This is a genomic window from Microbacterium sp. GW823-FHT02G05 (assembly GCF_058797175.1).
The window spans coordinates 14,856-34,030 of sequence record NZ_JBXAJK010000001.1; the positions used below are offsets into that span (position 1 = coordinate 14,856).

Annotated in this window: 12 protein-coding genes and 1 tRNA gene; 2 read left to right on the plus strand and 11 right to left on the minus strand. The window is 66.2% G+C overall.

The genetic code is table 11. From position 1 onward, the window contains the following. Positions 1–58: 58 nt before the first annotated feature. From AC1REM_RS00065 to AC1REM_RS00075, 3 genes are all read right to left on the minus strand, one after another. Positions 59–1,297: a sugar ABC transporter substrate-binding protein gene (locus AC1REM_RS00065; protein WP_492512733.1), complete on the minus strand. Its 1,239-nt coding sequence runs from the start codon at positions 1,295–1,297 to the stop codon at positions 59–61. 207 nt (positions 1,298–1,504) lie between these two features. Further along, positions 1,505–1,588, minus strand: a tRNA-Tyr gene (locus AC1REM_RS00070). A gap of 109 nt (positions 1,589–1,697) precedes the next feature. Then, positions 1,698–2,621 carry a carbohydrate kinase family protein gene (locus AC1REM_RS00075; RefSeq protein WP_492512734.1) on the minus strand — a complete coding sequence of 308 codons (924 nt, stop codon included), beginning with the start codon at positions 2,619–2,621 and terminating at the stop codon, positions 1,698–1,700. A 302-nt stretch (positions 2,622–2,923) separates the two neighbouring features. Between AC1REM_RS00075 and AC1REM_RS00080 the strand changes: the two genes are divergently transcribed. Continuing rightward, positions 2,924–3,331 (plus strand): hypothetical protein, encoded by a 408-nt coding sequence (locus tag AC1REM_RS00080; protein WP_492512735.1) that lies wholly within the window; start codon positions 2,924–2,926, stop codon positions 3,329–3,331. Between the two features lie 99 nt (positions 3,332–3,430). Here AC1REM_RS00080 and rpoC read toward each other — a convergent pair whose 3' ends face one another. The 7 genes from rpoC to AC1REM_RS00115 form a co-directional block, all read right to left on the minus strand. Continuing rightward, positions 3,431–7,306, minus strand: coding sequence for a DNA-directed RNA polymerase subunit beta' (rpoC, locus tag AC1REM_RS00085; RefSeq protein WP_492512736.1), 3,876 nt, complete (start codon positions 7,304–7,306; stop codon positions 3,431–3,433). Between the two features lie 66 nt (positions 7,307–7,372). Continuing rightward, positions 7,373–10,867, minus strand: a complete 3,495-nt coding sequence (rpoB, locus tag AC1REM_RS00090; protein ID WP_492512737.1) for a DNA-directed RNA polymerase subunit beta — start codon at positions 10,865–10,867, stop codon at positions 7,373–7,375. Between the two features lie 268 nt (positions 10,868–11,135). Beyond that, positions 11,136–11,702, minus strand: a complete 567-nt coding sequence (locus tag AC1REM_RS00095) for a hypothetical protein (RefSeq protein ID WP_492512738.1) — start codon at positions 11,700–11,702, stop codon at positions 11,136–11,138. Positions 11,703–11,767: 65 nt separating this feature from the next. After that, the gene (locus tag AC1REM_RS00100; RefSeq protein ID WP_492512739.1) at positions 11,768–13,435 is read right to left on the minus strand and encodes a dipeptide ABC transporter ATP-binding protein; all 1,668 of its coding nucleotides are present in this window, start codon (positions 13,433–13,435) and stop codon (positions 11,768–11,770) included. A 23-nt stretch (positions 13,436–13,458) separates the two neighbouring features. Continuing rightward, positions 13,459–14,409: an ABC transporter permease gene (locus AC1REM_RS00105; protein WP_204938018.1), complete on the minus strand. Its 951-nt coding sequence runs from the start codon at positions 14,407–14,409 to the stop codon at positions 13,459–13,461. 46 nt (positions 14,410–14,455) lie between these two features. Next, positions 14,456–15,460 (minus strand): ABC transporter permease, encoded by a 1,005-nt coding sequence (locus AC1REM_RS00110; RefSeq protein ID WP_492512740.1) that lies wholly within the window; start codon positions 15,458–15,460, stop codon positions 14,456–14,458. Positions 15,461–15,536: 76 nt separating this feature from the next. Continuing rightward, positions 15,537–17,213, minus strand: a complete 1,677-nt coding sequence (locus tag AC1REM_RS00115) for an ABC transporter substrate-binding protein (RefSeq protein ID WP_492512741.1) — start codon at positions 17,211–17,213, stop codon at positions 15,537–15,539. Positions 17,214–17,357: 144 nt separating this feature from the next. Between AC1REM_RS00115 and AC1REM_RS00120 the strand changes: the two genes are divergently transcribed. Then, positions 17,358–18,275, plus strand: coding sequence for a sugar kinase (locus AC1REM_RS00120; protein WP_492512742.1), 918 nt, complete (start codon positions 17,358–17,360; stop codon positions 18,273–18,275). Between the two features lie 14 nt (positions 18,276–18,289). Here the strand turns inward: AC1REM_RS00120 and AC1REM_RS00125 are convergent, their stop codons facing one another. Continuing rightward, on the minus strand, positions 18,290–19,153 hold the full coding sequence (locus AC1REM_RS00125; RefSeq protein WP_492512743.1) for a MurR/RpiR family transcriptional regulator: 864 nt from the start codon (positions 19,151–19,153) through the stop codon (positions 18,290–18,292). Positions 19,154–19,175 lie beyond the last annotated feature (22 nt).

Genomic DNA, 19,175 nt, shown 5'->3' on the forward strand with positions numbered 1-19,175 from the left:
ACCGCTGACAGTTCCGGGGCGACACCCTGTGCGAGCGCCGCCCCGGAGACTGAGCGAATTACTTGATCGCGGCCGCGATGTCGCTGGTCATCTTCTGCCACAGCGTGACCGGGTCACCCTGTGCGTTGATGATCGCGACCTCGGTCACGCCCCAGAACTCCCAGACGGATCCCATCTGCGGGATGTTCGGCATCGGCACGGCGTCCGCGCCGACCGTGCCGAAGCCCTCGACGATCTCATCGGATGCGAGTGCTGCGTCGAACGAGGCGGTCAGTGCCGGTGCACGGCCGCCGACCTCGAAGAGCGCGGTCTGCACGTCTTCGCTGCCGATGTAGTTCGTGAGGAAGTTCGTCGCCGCGACGACGTTCTTGCTCTTCGCGCTGAGGAAGAAGCCCTGCACGCCGACGAACGGCTGCGCCGGCTGGCCACCGGCCGAGGGGATCGGGTCGATCGCGATGTCGAGCCCTGCGTCCTGCGCGGCCGGAACGTTCCACGGGCCGGTGAGGAAGAAGGGCGACTTGCCCGCGACGAAGCTCTCACGAGCGAGGTCACCCGAGATGTTCGTGTTCAGGATGCCCGCGGCGCCCTGTGCGGCCAGCCATCCGGCGAAGGCGTCGCCACCGGCGTTGCCGATCTGCAGGTCAGCGGCGTTGTAGGTGCCATCGGCGTTGGTGCCGAAGACCGGAGCTCCGAAGGACGTCTGGAACGGGTACAGGTGGTACGGGTCGCCCTGCTCGGGGTCGAGCCCGACGAGGAACTTGTACTCGGTTCCTGCCGCCGTGCCCGCAGCGATCATCTCGTCGTAGGTCGCGGGTGCCTCCGGCGCCAGCGCGGTGTTGCGCATGAGCGCGATGTTCTCGATCGAGTACGGCACACCGTAGGTCTTGCCCTCGTACGACATCGCGTCGATGGCGACCTTCTGGAAGTCACCCGCTGCGTCGCCGAGCTCGACCGGGGCGACGACTCCGTTGGTCACGAGAGTGCCGAGCCAGTCGTGCGCGCCGACCGCGATGTCCGGGCCCTTGCCGGTGGGGACCTGCGAGATGAACTGGTCGCGGATCTCACCGAAGTCCTTCTGAACGAGGGTAACCTTCACTCCCGTCTCATCCTGGAATGCCTTCGCGGCGTCCTTGAGCACGGTCGCACGGTCGGCGTCGACCCAGACCGTGAGCGATCCGCCGTCAGCGGGGGCCGTGGAGCCGGCGTCGCCGCCACCGCCGGCGCAGCCGGTGAGGATCAGGGCGCTTGTGGCGATCAGGGCGCTGATGCCGAGAACGCCCTTCTTGTTCACCTTCATTGGTGTACCTCTCTGTCGTGGTCCCGCGGAGTCTGGGATCGGCTCGCGCGTGGTCGTCGCTGTCCCGAGGGGATTGTGCAAGCGCTTACATTTATACCCGCGAGAAGGACGGGACGCAATGACCGATACCATCCCGTGATAGTTCGGCGACAGCGCAGGGCAGGAACGACGAAGGGCCCTGCTTACGCAGGGCCCTTCGTGTACTACTGGTGGCAAGTGAGGGATTCGAACCCCCGAAGCTTACGCGGCTGATTTACAGTCAGCTCCCTTTGGCCGCTCGGGCAACTTGCCAGTGCACGCCCGTCCCACTTTTCCAGCAGACCGGGGGCGCGAAGATCAATACTACCTGTCGAACGCGAGCGCGTGAAATCGCCCGATCAGCGCCCAGATTCGCCAGGATCTAGGTCGCGATGCGATCCATCGGCGAAGCGAGCAGCGACTCCGGCGTGCGCAGCAGCCCACCTTCCCCGCGGCACGTCGCCGCAGCGACCTCCATGATGCGGTCGAGGAGATCCCCCGCCGCCGCCTCCGTCTCGGGGACTCCGCTCACGAGCCCCGCGACGAGCGCGGCCAGTGTGGCATCGCCCGCACCTACCGTGTCGACGATCGCCCCGGGCAGGGTCGCGATGGGTCGGCTGATCTCCCAGCCCGGCGCGCGCAGTGCGGCACCCGCCGCGCCTGCTGTCATCAGGATGACCTCTGCGCCGTTGTCGCGCAGGCGCTCCCCCAACGCCGACAGGTCGCCGTCGGCGAGAATCTCTGCGTCATCCGACCCGATCTTGATCGCACGCGCGCCCGCGGCCACGCGCACGAAACCGTCGGCGAGATCCGCACGATCGCGCATCATCCCGGTTCGGGGATTCGGATCGACGATCAGGGGCCGATCTCCCACTGCGTCCAGAAGTGCCTCGACCTCTGCGGCGTTGTCGAAGGGAAAGCAGCTCACGACGACGGCGTCGGCCTGTGCAAGCGCTTCCTTTTCGGCGTCGGAATAGCGGATGCTTCGACCTTGCGCAGCCTCATTGAACCGGTAGCTCGGCTCACCATCCGTCCCCCGCGTGACGATGGCCCGCGACGAGCCGAGCGGCGCCTCACTGGCCAGCAGATCCACTCCGTGATCGTGCAGATAGGTGCGGATGTGGTCGCCCGCAGCATCCGCTCCGACCATCGCGATGAGGGTTGCGGGAACACCCAGTCGCGTGAGCCCGACCGCCACATTCAACGCAGCACCGCCGACGAGTTCACGCACGCCGCCGGCATCCCGAATCTCATCGATCAGGGCATCCCCGATCACGACCACCCGCGTCGGCACCGGCTCCGGCATCTTTGCTCCTCTGCACGATCGACTGCACGGCGCCGCATCCTGGCCACGCCCGCTCTCGTCCACTAGCGTATGCCCATGAGCGCACCGACCAGCCCCACGTCACGCCGGACACCTCTCCGCCACGGAATAGTGCTGCTGGCCGCGCTCAGCCTCGCCGGCGGTCTTGCCGCGTGCGCGCCTCTCGGAAGCGCTTCGGGCCCTGAAGCCTCCTCCAGCGCCCCGTGGACCCCGCGCCCAGCACGAGCGCCCCCTCGACCGCGAAACCGAGCCCTTCGCCCACGTCAACGACGAAGGCCGTGAAGATGCCCACGGACTGCCGAGAGATCCTCTCCGAGGACGTGCTGGCGCAACTCGGAGAGACCCCGCTCAACCCCGAGAACTTCGGCCCCACCGGTGCGCAGCCCGACGGCTCGCTCATCTGTCTCTGGCGCGACCCCCGAGCAGACACGACCTACATCATGACCACGATCTCGGAGATGAGCCGCGGACCCGCACTCGATCTCCTGAACGGACTCGCCGCGAAGGATGGCTTCACGTGCTTCACACCCGACAACGGCACACGCTGCGAGAAGGAATGGGCCAACGGGACCTACCCCGTCACCGACGGGCGCACGCTGTTCTGGCGTGACGACGTGCTCATCGACACCAAGTACTCCAACCTCGCACCCAGCGGCTACACCTCGAGCATCGTCGCGCACCTTTTCGAGTAGGGGACAGCCGCTCGACAGTGGCAACCGCGAACGCGAAAGGCCCCAGATTCCGAAGAACCTGGGGCCTTTGCGATGTGACCTAGATCACACGCGCCTCACTCAGTTGTAAGTGCCGGGCGTGATGTCGTCGGTCGAGAACGCGTCGAAGTCGACGTAACCGAAGTCACTGTCGGCGTACGCACCGTCGGATGCGAAGATCCGGTTCGGGTAGCGCTCGCTCTTCGCCTCTTCCGTGGCCTCGACCGTGATGTCGCGGTAGCGACGCAGACCGGTGCCGGCGGGGATGAGCTTACCGATGATGACGTTCTCCTTGAGACCGATCAGCGGGTCGCTCTTGCCCTCCATGGCGGCCTGCGTGAGCACGCGGGTCGTCTCCTGGAAGGAGGCGGCCGACAGCCACGACTCGGTCGCCAGCGACGCCTTGGTGATACCCATGAGCTCGGGACGACCCGATGCCGGGCGCTTGCCCGCAGCAACCGTCTCGCGGTTGATGTCCTGGTAGCGACGAGCGTCGATCATCTCACCGGGCAGCAGGGTCGTGTCGGCGTGGTCGACGACGGTGACCTTGCGGAGCATCTGGCGGACGATGACCTCGATGTGCTTGTCGTGGATCGGCACACCCTGTGAGCGGTACACGCCCTGGACGCCGTTCACGAGGTAGCGCTGCACCTCGCGGGCACCCATGACACGCATGACCTCCTTGGGGTCGAGCGTGCCGACCTGCAGGGGCTGGCCGACCGTGACGTGCTGGCCGTCTTCGACGAGCAGCGTGGCACGCTTCAGCACCGGGTAGACGACAGGCTCGTCGCCGTTGTCGGGCGTCAGGATGACCTTCTTGGCCTTGTCGGTCTCGTCGATCGTGATGCGGCCATCGGCCTCGGCGATCGGCGATGCACCCTTGGGGGTACGTGCCTCGAAGAGCTCCTGCACGCGGGGAAGACCCTGCGTGATGTCATCGGCCGATGCCGAACCACCGGTGTGGAACGTACGCATCGTCAGCTGCGTACCGGGCTCACCGATCGACTGTGCCGCGATGATGCCGACGGCCTCACCGATGTCGACCGTCTTGCCCGTGGCGAGCGAACGGCCGTAGCACTGGGCGCAGACACCGACAGCGGACTCACACGTGAGAACCGAGCGCACCTTGATGTTCTCGACACCCAGACCGACGAGCTTGTCGATGAGCACGTCACCCACGTCGTCGCCGGCGCTGGCGAGAACCTCGCCCGCCTCGTTGACGACGTCGGATGCCAGCGTACGAGCGAACACCGAGTTCTCGACGTTCGGGTCGCGCACGAGCTCGCCCTGCGAGTTCGGAGCGGCGATCGGGAGCTCGAGGCCCTTCGCAGTGCCACAGTCCTCCTCGCGGATGATGACGTCCTGCGAGACATCCACCAGACGACGGGTCAGGTAACCCGAGTCAGCGGTACGCAGAGCGGTGTCAGCCAGACCCTTACGGGTACCGTGCGTCGCGATGAAGTACTCGGCGACCGACAGCCCCTCGCGGTACGAGGAGATGATCGGGCGAGGGATGATCTCACCCTTCGGGTTGTTCACCAGGCCTCGCATACCCGCGATGTTACGGATCTGCAGCCAGTTACCACGAGCGCCCGAGGTCACCATGCGGTTGATGGTGTTGTCCTCCGGGAAGTGCGCCTTCATCGCAGCCTGGACCTCGTCGGTTGCCTCGGTCCAGATCTTGATGAGTTCCTGACGACGCTCCGTGTCGGTCGTGAGGCCCTTCTCGTACTGCGACTGGACCTTGGCGGCCTGCTTCTCGTAGCCCGCAACGATCTCCGCCTTGTTCGGCGGGGTCAGGATGTCACTCAGCGCCACCGTGACACCCGAACGGGTGGCCCAGTAGAAGCCGGCGTCCTTGATGCGGTCCAGCGTCGCCGCCGTCTCGACCTTGGGGTACTCCTCGGCGAGCTTGTTGACGATCTGCGACAGCTTGCCCTTGTCAGCCTGCTCGCGAACGAACGGGTAGCCCTTGGGCAGCGTGTCGTTGAACAGCGCCTGGCCGAGCGATGCGTCGACGAGACCGTGACGCTCGTAGCCCTCGGGAGCTTCGCCCTCAAGGAACGTCAGACCCGGGATGCGGATGCGGACCTTGGCCTGCAGGTCGAGGGTTCCCTCGTCCTTGGCCAGCGTCGCCTCAGCGACCGAACCGAACGCGCGACCCTCACCGAGGGCGCCCTCCTTGACCGTGGTCAGGTGGTGCAGACCGATGATCATGTCCTGCGAGGGCAGGGTCACCGGGCGGCCGTCCGACGGCTTCAGGATGTTGTTCGATGCGAGCATCAGCACGCGGGCCTCAGCCTGTGCCTCGACCGACAGCGGCAGGTGCACAGCCATCTGGTCACCATCGAAGTCGGCGTTGAACGCGGCACACACGAGCGGGTGCAGCTGGATCGCCTTACCCTCGACGAGCTGCGGCTCGAACGCCTGGATGCCCAGACGGTGCAGCGTAGGTGCACGGTTGAGCAGCACGGGGCGCTCGCGGATGATCTCTTCGAGAACATCCCACACCTCGGCGCGGGTGCGCTCGACGGCGCGCTTCGCGGCCTTGATGTTCTGCGAGTGACCGAGATCGATCAGGCGCTTGATGACGAATGGCTTGAAGAGCTCCAGAGCCATCTGCTTGGGCAGACCACACTGGTGCAGCTTCAGCTGCGGGCCGACGACGATGACCGAACGGCCCGAGTAGTCGACGCGCTTGCCGAGCAGGTTCTGACGGAAACGACCCTGCTTACCCTTCAGCATGTCGCTGAGGGACTTCAGAGCACGGTTGCCGGTACCGGTGACGGGGCGACCACGGCGGCCGTTGTCGAACAGTGCGTCGACGGCCTCCTGCAGCATCCGCTTCTCGTTGTTGACGATGATCTCGGGGGCACCGAGGTCGATCAGACGACGCAGACGGTTGTTGCGGTTGATCACGCGACGGTAAAGGTCGTTCAGGTCGGAGGTCGCGAAGCGGCCACCGTCGAGCTGAACCATCGGGCGCAGCTCCGGCGGGATCACCGGGACGACATCCAGAACCATCGATGCCGGGCTCATGCCGGTCTCGAGGAACGAGTTCACGACCTTGAGGCGCTTGATCGCGCGGATCTTGCGCTGACCCTTGCCCTCGGAGATCTGCAGGTGCAGGCTCTCCGACTCGGCCTTCAGATCGAACGATGCCAGACGGCGCTGGATCGACTCGGCACCCATGTAGGCCTCGAAGTACTGACCGAAGCGGTCCTGCAGTTCGTGGAAGACGTCATCCTCGGGGCGCAGCGCGCCGACCTCGAGCGTACGGAAGTCTTCCCACACGCGCTCGAGCTTGGCGATCGCCTCGTCGGCACCCTTGCGGATGAGCGACATCTCCTTCTCGGCGGCGTCCTTGACCTTCTTCTTCGCGTCGGCCTTGGCGCCCTCTTCCTCCAGAGCAGCGAGCTCCTCTTCGAGGCGGTTCAGACGGTCGGCGATCTTCGAGTCGCGGCGGTCGCCCAGCGTCTTGAGCTCAAGACGGATGTTGTTCTCCTGGGTCGCGAGGTCGCGGTGACGCGCATCCTCGTCGACCGAGATGACCATGTACGCGGCGAAGTAGATGACCTTCTCGAGGTCCTTCGGCGCCATATCCAGCAGGTAGCCCAGGCGCGACGGGACGCCCTTGAAGTACCAGATGTGGGTGACGGGAGCTGCGAGCTCGATGTGGCCCATGCGCTCACGACGGACGGAGCTCTTGGTGACCTCCACGCCGCATCGCTCGCAGACGATGCCCTTGAAGCGGACGCGCTTGTACTTGCCACATGCGCACTCCCAGTCACGGCTCGGTCCGAAGATCTGCTCTCCGAAGAGACCGTCCTTCTCGGGCTTGAGCGTGCGGTAGTTGATGGTTTCAGGCTTCTTGACCTCGCCGAAGGACCAACGACGGATGTCGTCGGCGGTGGCCAGACCGATGCGAAGCTGATCGAACGTTGTTGCGTCGAGCACTAGTTCTCCTGTGTCTCAAATAAAGCTTGTGATGAGCAGGTCAGGGACCTGTCGATCGGTTCTGGCTTAGATCTCGTCGATCGAGGCGGACTCGAAGCGGCTGGAGATGTTGATACCCAGCTCTTCTGCAGCCCGGAAGGCCTCGTCATCGGTGTCACGGAGGTTGACCGCCGTGCCGTCTGCCGAGAGGACCTCGACGTTCAGGCAGAGCGACTGCATCTCCTTCATGAGCACCTTGAACGACTCGGGGATGCCGGGCTCCTGGATGTTCTCGCCCTTGACGATCGCCTCGTAGACCTTGACGCGGCCGAGGATGTCGTCGGACTTGATCGTGAGGAGCTCCTGCAGCGCGTACGCCGCACCGTAGGCCTCGAGGGCCCACACTTCCATCTCACCGAAGCGCTGGCCACCGAACTGCGCCTTACCACCGAGCGGCTGCTGGGTGATCATCGAGTAGGGGCCCGTCGAGCGTGCGTGGATCTTGTCGTCGACCAGGTGGTGGAGCTTCAGGATGTACATGTAGCCCACCGAGACGGGTGCCGGGTACGGCTCGCCCGAACGACCGTCGAAGAGGGTCGTCTTGCCGGACGAGTCGATCAGGCGCACGCCGTCACGCGTCGGCAGCGTCGAGTCGAGAAGACCGGAGATCTCCGCCTCGGACGCGCCATCGAACACAGGCGTCGCAACCTTCGTGCCGGGAGCGACGTCGAACGCCTCCTGCGGCAGCTGCGCTGCCCACTCCGGAGTGCCCTCGATCTTCCAGCCCTGCTTGGCGATCCACCCGAGGTGGGTCTCCAGCACCTGGCCGAAGTTCATTCGACCCGGGATGCCGAGCGGGTTGAGCAGGATGTCGACCGGCGTGCCGTCCTCGAGGAAGGGCATGTCTTCGATCGGGAGGATCTTCGCGATGACACCCTTGTTGCCGTGACGGCCAGCGAGCTTGTCGCCCTCGGTGATCTTGCGCTTCTGGGCGATGAAGACCACGACGCGGCGGTTGACGCCCGAGCCGAGCTCGTCGTCGCCGTCTTCGGCGTTGAACTCCTTGACCGCGATGACCGTGCCCTGCTCACCGTGAGGAACCTTGAGCGAGGTGTCGCGCACCTCACGGCTCTTCTCGTTGAAGATGGCGCGGAGCAGGCGCTCCTCGGCCGAGAGCTCGGTCTCACCCTTCGGCGTGACCTTGCCGACGAGGATGTCGCCGGGGCGAACCTCAGCACCGATGCGGATGATGCCGCGCTCGTCGAGGTCCTTCAGCAGCTCCGGGCTGACGTTGGGGAGGTCACGGGTGATCTCCTCCTTGCCGAGCTTGGTGTCGCGCGCGTCGACCTCGTACTCCTCGATGTGGATCGACGAAAGGGTGTCGTCCTTCACGAGGTCCTGGCTGAGGATGATCGCGTCCTCGAAGTTGTGGCCTTCCCAGGTCATGAAGGCGACGAGGAGGTTCTTTCCGAGTGCGAGCTCGCCGTTCTCGGTCGCGGGGCCATCGGCGATGACCTCGTTGACCTCGACGCGCTCACCGGCGGTCACGACGACGCGCTGGTTGTAGGAGGTGCCGTGGTTCGAGCGGTCGAACTTGCGCAGGTAGTACTCCTGCGTTCCGCCCTCATCGAGCATGACGACGACGCGGTCTGCGGAGACCTCGCTGACCACACCGGCCTTCTCTGCGGTGATCACGTCACCGGCGTCGATGGCTGCGTAGCCCTCCATACCGGTGCCGACGAGCGGCGACTCGGAACGGAGCAGCGGAACAGCCTGACGCTGCATGTTGGCGCCCATGAGCGCGCGCTGTGCGTCATCGTGCTCGAGGAACGGCACGAGCGAGGTCGCGACCGACACCATCTGGCGCGGCGAGACGTCCATGTAGCCGATCTCGGTGGGCTCGAACAGGTCGACCTCGCCACCCTTCTGACGGGCGAGGACGCGGTCTTCGCGGAAGTTGCCGTCAGCGAGCAGCGGAGCGTTGGCCTGGGCGACGATGAAGTCGTCCTCTTCGCTCGCGGTGAGGTAGTCGATCTGGTCGGTCACGACACCGTCGACGACCTTGCGGTACGGCGTCTCGATGAAACCGAAGGAGTTGATGCGCGCGAAGGTCGCGAGCGAGCCGATCAGACCGATGTTCGGGCCTTCAGGCGTCTCGATCGGGCACATGCGGCCGTAGTGCGACGGGTGAACGTCACGAACCTCGACACCGGCGCGGTCACGCGACAGACCACCCGGGCCGAGCGCCGAGAGGCGACGCTTGTGCGTCAGACCGGCGAGCGGGTTGTTCTGGTCCATGAACTGCGACAGCTGCGAGGTTCCGAAGAACTCCTTGATCGCGGCGACGACGGGGCGCACGTTGATCAGGGTCTGCGGCGTGATCGCCTCGATGTCCTGCGTGGTCATGCGCTCGCGGACGACGCGCTCCATGCGCGAGAGACCCGTGCGGACCTGGTTCTGGATGAGCTCGCCGACGGCGCGAATGCGACGGTTGCCGAAGTTGTCGATGTCGTCGGTCGCGAGACGGATCTCGGCCTTCTTGCCCGCACGGATGCCCGTGAAGGTCTCGACGTTGGCGTGCAGACGCACCAGGTACTTGATCGTGGCGACGATGTCGTCGACCGTGAGCACCGACTCCGTGAGCGCGGCATCGAGACCGAGCTTCTGGTTGATCTTGTAGCGGCCGACCTTGGCGAGGTCGTAGCGCTTCGGGTTGAAGTAGAAGTTGTCGAGGAGCGCACGTGCCGCCTCGGCAGCGACCTGCTCGCCCGGACGGAGCTTGCGGTAGATGTCGCGGAGCGCATCTTCCTTCGTGACGATGGTGTCCTTGGCCAGGGTCTCCTCGATGGAGGGGAAGCCGGCGAACTCGGCGAGGATCTGCTCGCTCGTGAGGCCGAGGGCCTTGAGGAAGACGGTGACGGACTGCTTGCGCTTGCGGTCGATGCGCACGCCGACCTGGTCGCGCTTGTCGATCTCGAACTCGAGCCATGCACCGCGGCTGGGGATGACGCGTGCCGAGACGATGTCCTTGTCACTGGTCTTGTCGGGCGTCTTGTCGAAGTAGACACCCGGCGAGCGCACGAGCTGCGAGACGACGACACGCTCGGTGCCGTTGATGATGAACGTGCCCTTTGCGGTCTGCAGCGGGAAGTCGCCCATGAAGACGGTCTGAGTCTTGATCTCACCCGTGAGGTGGTTCATGAACTCGGCCTCGACGTAGAGCGGGGCAGCGTACGTCTTGCCGCGCTCCTTGCACTCGTCGATCGAGTACTTCTCGGGCTCGAGGTACGGGTTCGTGAACGAGAGCTGCATGGTCTCGCCGAGGTCTTCGATCGGGGAGATCTCTTCAAAGATCTCTTCCAGACCGCTGACCGTCGCGACGTCCTTGCGGCCGGCCTTCTTGGCCTCGGCGACGCGCGCCTTCCAGGCCTCGTTGCCGACGAGCCAGTCGAACGACTCTGTCTGCAGTGCAAGCAGGTCGGGGACCGTCAGCGTGTCGGAGATCTTGGCGAACGAGAGGCGGGATGCGCCGCGTCCGTTCTTGTTGGTGGTGGGAGTGGATGCGTTGCGAGCAGCAGCCAAGGGAATAACCTCCGTGAGCCCCGCGGGGCTTCTCGATTCCTCTGTCGTCAGGTGGTTTTGCGCTCGATCTTTTTCCCGTGTCTGCGGGCACGCGCCGCTGGTGAGCGGGGCGCGCAGACAGTGCCGACCACCATATGAGGGCAGGGAGAATCGAGCGCAACTACCAACTATACGACCAATTTCACGACATGTCCAGCGCGATTCTTGACCTTCTTCCCCGGGTGGGGTATGTGCGCGCGGCGAGCGGGAGGTTCTGCCCCCAGATTCCTCAGCGGAGGGCGGAGCTGCGCGCCCCGAACCAGGCACGGCGCTTCGTCGGGGGCTGGCCCGCAGCGCGGATTGAGGCCACGAGCTTCTGCAGCTCCTCGCGATGACGTGCTTCTCGCTCCTCCTCGTCGCGCGCTGCGTACTGCGAGCGAAGCGAGCCCGCCACGAGCGTCATCGCCATCGCGAGGCCCGCGTTGAGCAGCAGGTACACGCCGATGAGACCGAACGCCTGGACCAGCTCCTGCCGTGCCATGGCACTGACGGTGAAGGCGATCACCGCTCCACTCGCGACCTGCCATTGGAGCACGGCGAGCACTCTGTCGAGCCACTGACGCACGCGTGCCGCAGGCCACGACAGCAGAATGAGGAAGACGACCGCAAGGATCGCCCCACCGCCGTAGACCGGCCGCGCGATCTCCACCCCGATTCCTGGGGAGCCGAAAACCGCGATCACGCCGAACGTCAGAGCGGTGAAGCCCGTCCAGGCGATCGCCACCCCGCGAAACCACCGCGCCGTCAACTCCGCTCGCGCGATCCTGTCTGTCGTCCCTCGCTCTGACGATGCCACTCGTGCCTCTCCCCTCGACGACTGGTCGTGCCGCCTTCCGCGAGCCTATGAGAAGCGCCGTCGGGTTACGAGGCGATGCCGAGCTCGTTTCCCGGGATCGAAGCCAGCAGCCGTCGCGTGTACGGGTCGCGGGGGTTCGTGAAGATCTCCTCGCTCGACGCCGCCTCCACGAGCGCCCCGTCCTTCATGACGCAGACGTAGTCGCTGATCAGCCGCACGACGGCGAGGTCGTGCGAGATGAAGAGGTAGCTGAGCCCGTACTCGCGCTGCAGGTCACCGAGCAGCCGAAGGATCTGGTCCTGCACGAGCACATCGAGTGCGGACACCGGCTCGTCGCAGACGATGAGCTCCGGCGAGAGCGCGAGCGCGCGGGCGATCGCGACACGCTGACGCTGACCTCCTGAGAGCTCTGACGGGTAGCGGCGCAGCATCGACTGCGGCAGCGCCACGTCGTCGAGCAGCTGCCGCACACGCCTGCGGCGGTCGGCCGAGCTGCCTCGCTTGTAGAAGTCGAGCGGCTCTGCGATCAGACGCTCGATCGTGAACATCGGGTTGAGGCTCGCGTACGGGTCCTGGAAGATCGGCTGCACCTTCTGTCGGAACTCCCGCGTCTGCACGCGGTTCATGCGAGCGATGTCGGTGCCCTCATAGGTGATGGTGCCCGACGTCGGCTCGATGAGCTTCAGCAGCATCCGCGCTGTCGTGGTCTTGCCCGATCCCGACTCCCCCACAATCGCCACCGTCTCCCCTCGCGGAATCGCGAGCGAGACGTCCTTGACGGCGACGAAGTCCTCCCCTCGTCCGCGCACCGGGTACACCTTGGTGAGGTTGGCGATCTCGACGATGTGGTCGGGTCGCATGGCAGCGTCTGCGGCGGCCTCTTCCTGTCGCTCCTTCGCGACGAAGGCATCGGGCTGCAGTCGCGCCACCGCGACGGAGGGCGCCGCGGCGACGAGCGCCTGCGTGTAGGGGTGCTGCGGGTTCTCGAGGATCTGACGCGCCGGCCCCTGCTCGACGACCCGTCCGCGGTGCATGACGATCACGCGCTCCGCGCGTTCTGCAGCGAGTCCGAGGTCGTGCGTGATGAGGAGCACGGCCGTGCCGAGCTCGCGCGTCATCTGACCCAGCTGGTCCAGGATCGTCTGCTGCACCGTGACATCCAGTGCGCTCGTCGGCTCATCCGCGATGAGCAGGCGCGGTTTGCAGGCGAGACCGATCGCGATGAGCGCCCGCTGCCGCATACCGCCGGAGAACTCATGCGGGTACTGCTTCGCACGCTGCGCCGGATCGGGCAGCCCCGCGGCCTGCAGCGCCTCGACGACCTTCGTGTCCACGTCGCGCCTGTTGGCGAGTCCGTGGGCCAGAAGCGTCTCGGCGACCTGCGTGCCGATCTTGGCGACGGGGTTCAGGTTCGACATCGGGTCCTGCGGCACGAGGCCGATGGAGCGTCCGCGGATCATCCGCATCTCGCTCTCGCTCGCGTGGGCGATCTCTCGCCCGTCGAGGCGGATGCTGCCTGCCGCCACGCGTCCGCCGGAGGCGAGGAGCCCGATGATGGCCATCGCGGTCGTCGACTTGCCCGAACCGGACTCGCCGACGATAGCGACGGTCTCCCCTGCGGAGATCTCCAGGTCGACACCCTCGACGGCGTGCACGACGCCGTCCATGGTCGTGAAGTCGACGGCGAGGCCCTGCACGGAGAGGAGCGGGGCGGATGCCTCGGTGAATGTCATGCTCTCGTTTTCTCTCGACATGGTCATCGTGCCCTCGTCCGTGGATCCATCGCCTCGCGCAGCGCCTCACCGAACAGGGTGAAGCCGAGCGCGGTGACCGCGATGCAGATACCCGGGAAGAACGCCAGCCAGGGGGCGATCGCGAGCTCGTTCTGGGCGTAGGTCAGCATCCGCCCCCATTCGGCGGTCTCGGGGCGCCCGCCGCCGAGACCGAGGAAGGAGAGCGCCGCCGCGTCGATCACGGCCGTCGCGAGCGTCAGCGTGCCCTGGACGATCACCGGTCCGATCGCATTCGGCAGCACGTGGGTCATCGTGATCGTGCCGCGACCGAGACCCAGCGTCTGCGCCGACAGCACGTAGTCCGCAGAGCGCTGCTGCAGCATCGACGCCCGGAGCAGGCGCGCGAAGATCGGCACCTGCGACGCACCGATGGCGATCATGACGGCGAACGGTGTCTGGCCGAGGATCGCAGCGATCGAGACAGCGAGCAGCAGGTTCGGTACCGAGAGGATGATGTCGACGACGCGCATGATGACGGTGTCGACCCACCCGCCGAAGGTTCCGGCGATGAGACCGAGGAGCATTCCGCCCGCAAGTCCGAGCGCCGTGGAGACCACACCGACCATCAGGGACGCCTGCGCACCCCAGATGAGTTTGGAGAGCACGTCACCGCCGAAGCGGTCCAGGCCCAGCGGGAACTCGGGCAGCTCGCCCGGTCCGGGAATGTGGGTCGGGGTGATGAACTTCGCCCCCGGCAACGCGGTCTCCGGGTAGGGCGCGAGCACCGGCGCGAGCGCCGCGATCAGCAGGAACAGCAGCACGATGGCCGCGCCGATCCACGCCGTCGGGTTGTGGCGCAGGCGGCGGAACACATCACGCCAGAAGCCGCCGGGGCCGTCTTTCAGATCGGCCTGAGCGATGGCGACCGTGTCGATCATGCCTCCGCCCTGGGCCGGGGGAAGTGCGACGCTCATGACGTCTCCTCCTCTCGTGCGGGCTGTCGATGCACTGTGTTTCGCATCACTGCACCCGCACTCTCGGGTCGATCAGGCTGTACGACACATCCACGGCGAGGTTGATGAGTGCGTAGGCGATCGCGATGAAGATGATGAATCCCTGCAATACCGGGAAGTCGCGGGTGAAGATCGCGCGGGCCAGGAAAGAGCCGATGCCCGGGAAGGCGAACACGGTCTCGGTGAGGACCGCCCCCGAGATCAGCAGCCCCGTCTGCAGACCGATCGTCGTGATGACCGGCAGCATGGCATTGCGAAGGATGAATCGATTGCGCAGCGTGGGACGCGCCACACCCTTCGCGCGCCCGGTGCGCACGTAGTCGGCGTTCTGCACCTCCAGCACACTGGCCCGGGTGATGCGCACGATGATCGCGAGCGGAATCGTGCCGAGCGCGAGCGCGGGCAGGATGAGATGAAGGAACGCATCCCAGGCGGCGTCGAACTCACCGGTGATGATGCCGTCCCAGACGTAGAAGCCAGTGGGATGGGTCGCATCTATTCGCGGGTTCTGGCGACCGTCCGACGGCAGCCATCCGAGTTGCACTGCGAAGACGTACTTCAGGATGAACGCCAGGAAGAACACCGGGATCGTGATGCCGACGAGGCTGAACACGACCGAGGCGTGGTCGCTGAACTTGCCGTGACGGCGCGCCGCCCAGTAGCCCAGCGGAACACCGACGCCGACGGCGAAGATGAGGGCCGCCACCGAGAGTTCGATCGTCGCAGGGAAGCGTCGGAAGAACTCCTCCAGCACCGGCCTGTTGGTCTGGATGGACGTTCCGAAGTCGCCCTGCAGGAGGCGTCCGACCCAGATGAAGTACTGCTCGATGAGCGGCTTGCTGAAGCCGTACAGCTCATTGATGCGAGCGACCGCTTCGGGAGTGGCCTTCTCACCGAGAAGGGCGACAGCGGGTCCGCCGGGAAGGGCACGGACCCAGGCGAAGAGCAGGATGCTCAAGCCGAAGAGAGTAGGGATGAGGAACAGCAGTCTCCTGCCGATGGTGCGCAGCACAGGATCTCCGTCGATCAGGTGCGGGTCGCCCCGCGCTCACGTCATGAGCGCGGGGCGACGCCGAACTCGGTCAGAACTACTCGGTCAGGACGATCTCAGAGAAGACCTCGTCATTGACCGGGCTGGCCGGGTAGCTCTTCACGCGCGGCGCGAACGCCAGCGTGGGAGCGGGGTGTGCGAGCGGAACACCGGGGATGAACTTCGCGACATCCTCGTTGATCTCCTGGTACAGCGCGCTCTGCTCCTCGAGATTCGCGATGCCGCGCGCCTCGCTGAGCTTGCGGAACAGGTCGGGGTTGTCGAAGCCCCACTCCGAGCTCTGCTGTCCGAAGAAGACGCCGACGAAGTTGTCGGTGTCGTTGTAGTCGCCGGTCCATCCGAGCAGGTGGATGCCGTGGTCCGACGTGCCGGTCGTGCGGTCGAGGTACTCGCCCCACTCCTCAGAGACCGGGTTCGTCTTCACGCCGGCCGCCGCAAGCTGCGTCGAGAGAACCGTGAAGATCTGCTCGGGGTCCGGCATGTACGGCCGCGAGACGTTGACCGGGTAGTTGAACGTGAGTGTCAGCGGGTTGGCCTCCGTGTAGCCCGCCTCGGCGAGCAGCGACTTGGCCTTCTCGACATCGAAGTCGTACGTCGTGACGTTCTCGTTGTAGCCGTTGACGACCGGCGGCATGAACTCGATCGCCTTCTGAGTGCCCTCCGGGAGCACCTGGCTGATCAGCGCATCCTTGTCGACGGCGTAGGAGAGCGCTTCACGCACCTTCGGGTCCTGCAACTCCGGCACCGCCTGGTTGAAGGCGAGGTACAGGATCGTGAACGGCGGGCGCGAGACCATCGTGAAGCCCTTGTCTTCAAGAGCCTTGGTGTCGGCGGGTCCGACGAGGTCGTAGCCGTCGATGGCTCCGGATTCGAGCGCCTGACGACGCGCGGTCGGGTCGTCGATCGTGCGGAAGATGATCTCGTCGATCTGGCCCGTGTCGCCCCAGTAGTCGCCGAATGCGTTCAGGGTGACCTGCTCCCCCGGCGCCCACTCGCTGAACTGGAAGGGACCGGTTCCGACAGGGTGCCCCATCGCATACTCGGACATCTGCGGCGCTTCCGCCGAACCGCCCACGGCATCCGCGTCGAACTCCTGCAGCGCCGTCGGGCTCTGCATCGAGAACGCCGGCAGCGACAGCGCCGGGATGAAGCCGGCGAACGGCTTGTTGAGCTCGATCGTCACCGAGAGCTCGCCGTCCGGCGTGCAGGACTTGTAGACAGCATCCGCTGCATTGCTCGCAAAGCCCTGGAAGAGCTTGTAGTAATAGTACCCGAACGCCTCAGAGGCGGCCAGGCCCGTCCAGTTGAACCAGCGGTCGAAGTTGAAGCACACGGCCTCCGCGTTGAAGTCGGAGCCATCGTGGAACTTCACGCCCTCTTTCAGGGCGAACGTGTGAGACATGCCGTCCTCGGATGATTCCCAGCTCTCCGCGAGCAGCGGGGCCGGGTCTGCCGTGCCGGGCTCGGTGCCGACGAGTCCCTCGAAGATCTGCCGCGAGACGCGGAAGCTCTCGCCATCCTGGGCGAACGCGGGGTCGAGGCTGACGGGATCAGAGGAGGCTGCGAACACGAATGTCCCGTCGACACCGCCTTCCCCCTCTTCGGCCGATCCGCCGCCACGTTCACTGGCGACGCATCCGGACAGCACGAGGGCGGCGATTGCGGCACCCGTCACTGCTGTGAGGCCCCGGCGATTCATGCGCGTGTGGTGCATGCTGTGAGTCCTTCCCTGATCTTGCGCATCTTTGCGCGATCGGAGCGCAACGTTGCGCTTCACACGGTGAGTGTTGTTCGACCGTATCTGCGTCGACGCAATTCGGAAACCCCCGACGTGTCTCGATCCGGTATCGTCACGAACGTGCCCGAACACACTCCGCTCGTCGCCTGCTTCGGCGAAGGCCTCATCGCGCTCGTTCCCACATCGACCGGCCCACTCGAGGAGGTGCGTACGTTCGAACGCTCTCTCGCGGGTGCCGAATGGAACGTGGCGATCGCCCTCGCATCCGCGCACACGCCCTCCGCGGTGATCTCGCGACTGGGTGACGACGGCTTCGGGCGCTTCCTGCTGTCCGCGCTCGATGAGCACGGCGTCGACACCTCAGCCATCGAGATCGACACGACCGCGCCGACGGGACTGTACGTGAAAGAGCTCGGCCCCGCGACGCAGGGCGTGCTGGCCAGCTCCATGCATTACTACCGTGCGATGTCCGCGGCCACACGGATCACCCCCGCTCTGCTGGAGAACCCGGCGGTGCAGCGTGTCCTCGCGAAGGCGCGCCTCGTGCACACGACCGGCATCACCCCCGCGATCTCGGACGGCGCCCGTGCCGCGCAGGATGCCCTGTTCGCCGATCGCGGTGACCGCCTCATCAGCTTCGACCTCAACTGGCGGCCGATGCTCTGGGAGGGCCGCGAGGACGAGGCGCGCGAAGTGCTCGGGGGGTACATGGCCCGCGCCGACATCGTGCAGTGCAGCTCCTCGGATGCGGCAGCTCTCTTCGGCACGAGTGACGCGGCCGCGCTGCGCGCCACCTTCCCCGCACCGCGCTACCTCGTCGTCACCCGCGAAGACGGCTCGGTCGCCTTCGACGGCACGGAGCGCGTGGATGCTCCCGCCCTCGACGCGACCGTCGTGGAGACGATCGGCGCCGGTGACGCATTCGCCGCAGGATTCCTTGCGGGAGTCCTCGCGGGGCTCTCCCTCGCCGGCTGCGTGGCACGCGCGCACCGACTGGCGACGCGAGTGCTCGGCACCACGCGCGACCACGTCGCCTGAACGGCGCTCAGCGCTCAGCCGCGCTTCGGCGCCACCGCGTCGCGGGTGAGTCTGAGCGGCTCTGCCGCGGCACCGCCGCGCATCTGCACGACGCGCACGAACAGCACGTCCAGCAGCGCCAGCTGCGCGATGCGGCTGGACATGGCGGCGATCCGAAGCGGCGATTCTCGCGCGCGCGTGTAGAGCACGACGTCCGCGAGGCGTGTGATCGACGACTCCGGCGCATTCGTCAGCGCGACCGTGGTGGCCCCCGTCGCGCGCGCGATCTCCAGACCTCGCAGTGTCTCGGCAGTCTCGCCGCTGTGTGAGATGCCGATCGCGACCGCGCCAGGGCTCAGCAGCGCGGCCGCGGCGAAGGCGACATGTGGGTCGGACGACTGTCCGGCGGAGCATCCGATTCGGGCGAGCTTGAAGCGGAAGTCCTGCGCCGTCAACGCAGAAGCCCCCTGTCCGAGCAGCTCCGTGTGCCGGGCAGCGGCGACCGCGGATGCGACACGGTCGATGCCGGCGAAATCGACCGCGAGCGCGGTCTGTTCGATCGCACTGACCTCCTGCGCAGCGATCTTCGCGACCACCGCCTCAGCGGTGTCCTCGAGATCGATCACCGCGTCGTCGAAGCCGAAGCGCTCCTGCTGCGCCTGTGCGCGCGTCACCGCACGGGCGCACTCGACGCGCAGTTCGCGATAGCCCGAGTATCCGAGACTCTGCGCGAAACGCGCGACCGTGGACAGGGATGTGCGGCACACGCGCGCGAGGTCGGTGATCGCGAGGTCGACGACGAGCGTCGGATCTCCGAGGATCACCTCGGCGACACGCGCCTCCGCCGCACTCAGCCGGGGAAGCGACGCACGCACGAGGGCGAGGGCGTCACCGTCCACGGCGAGCTCCCCCGCCCCCGAC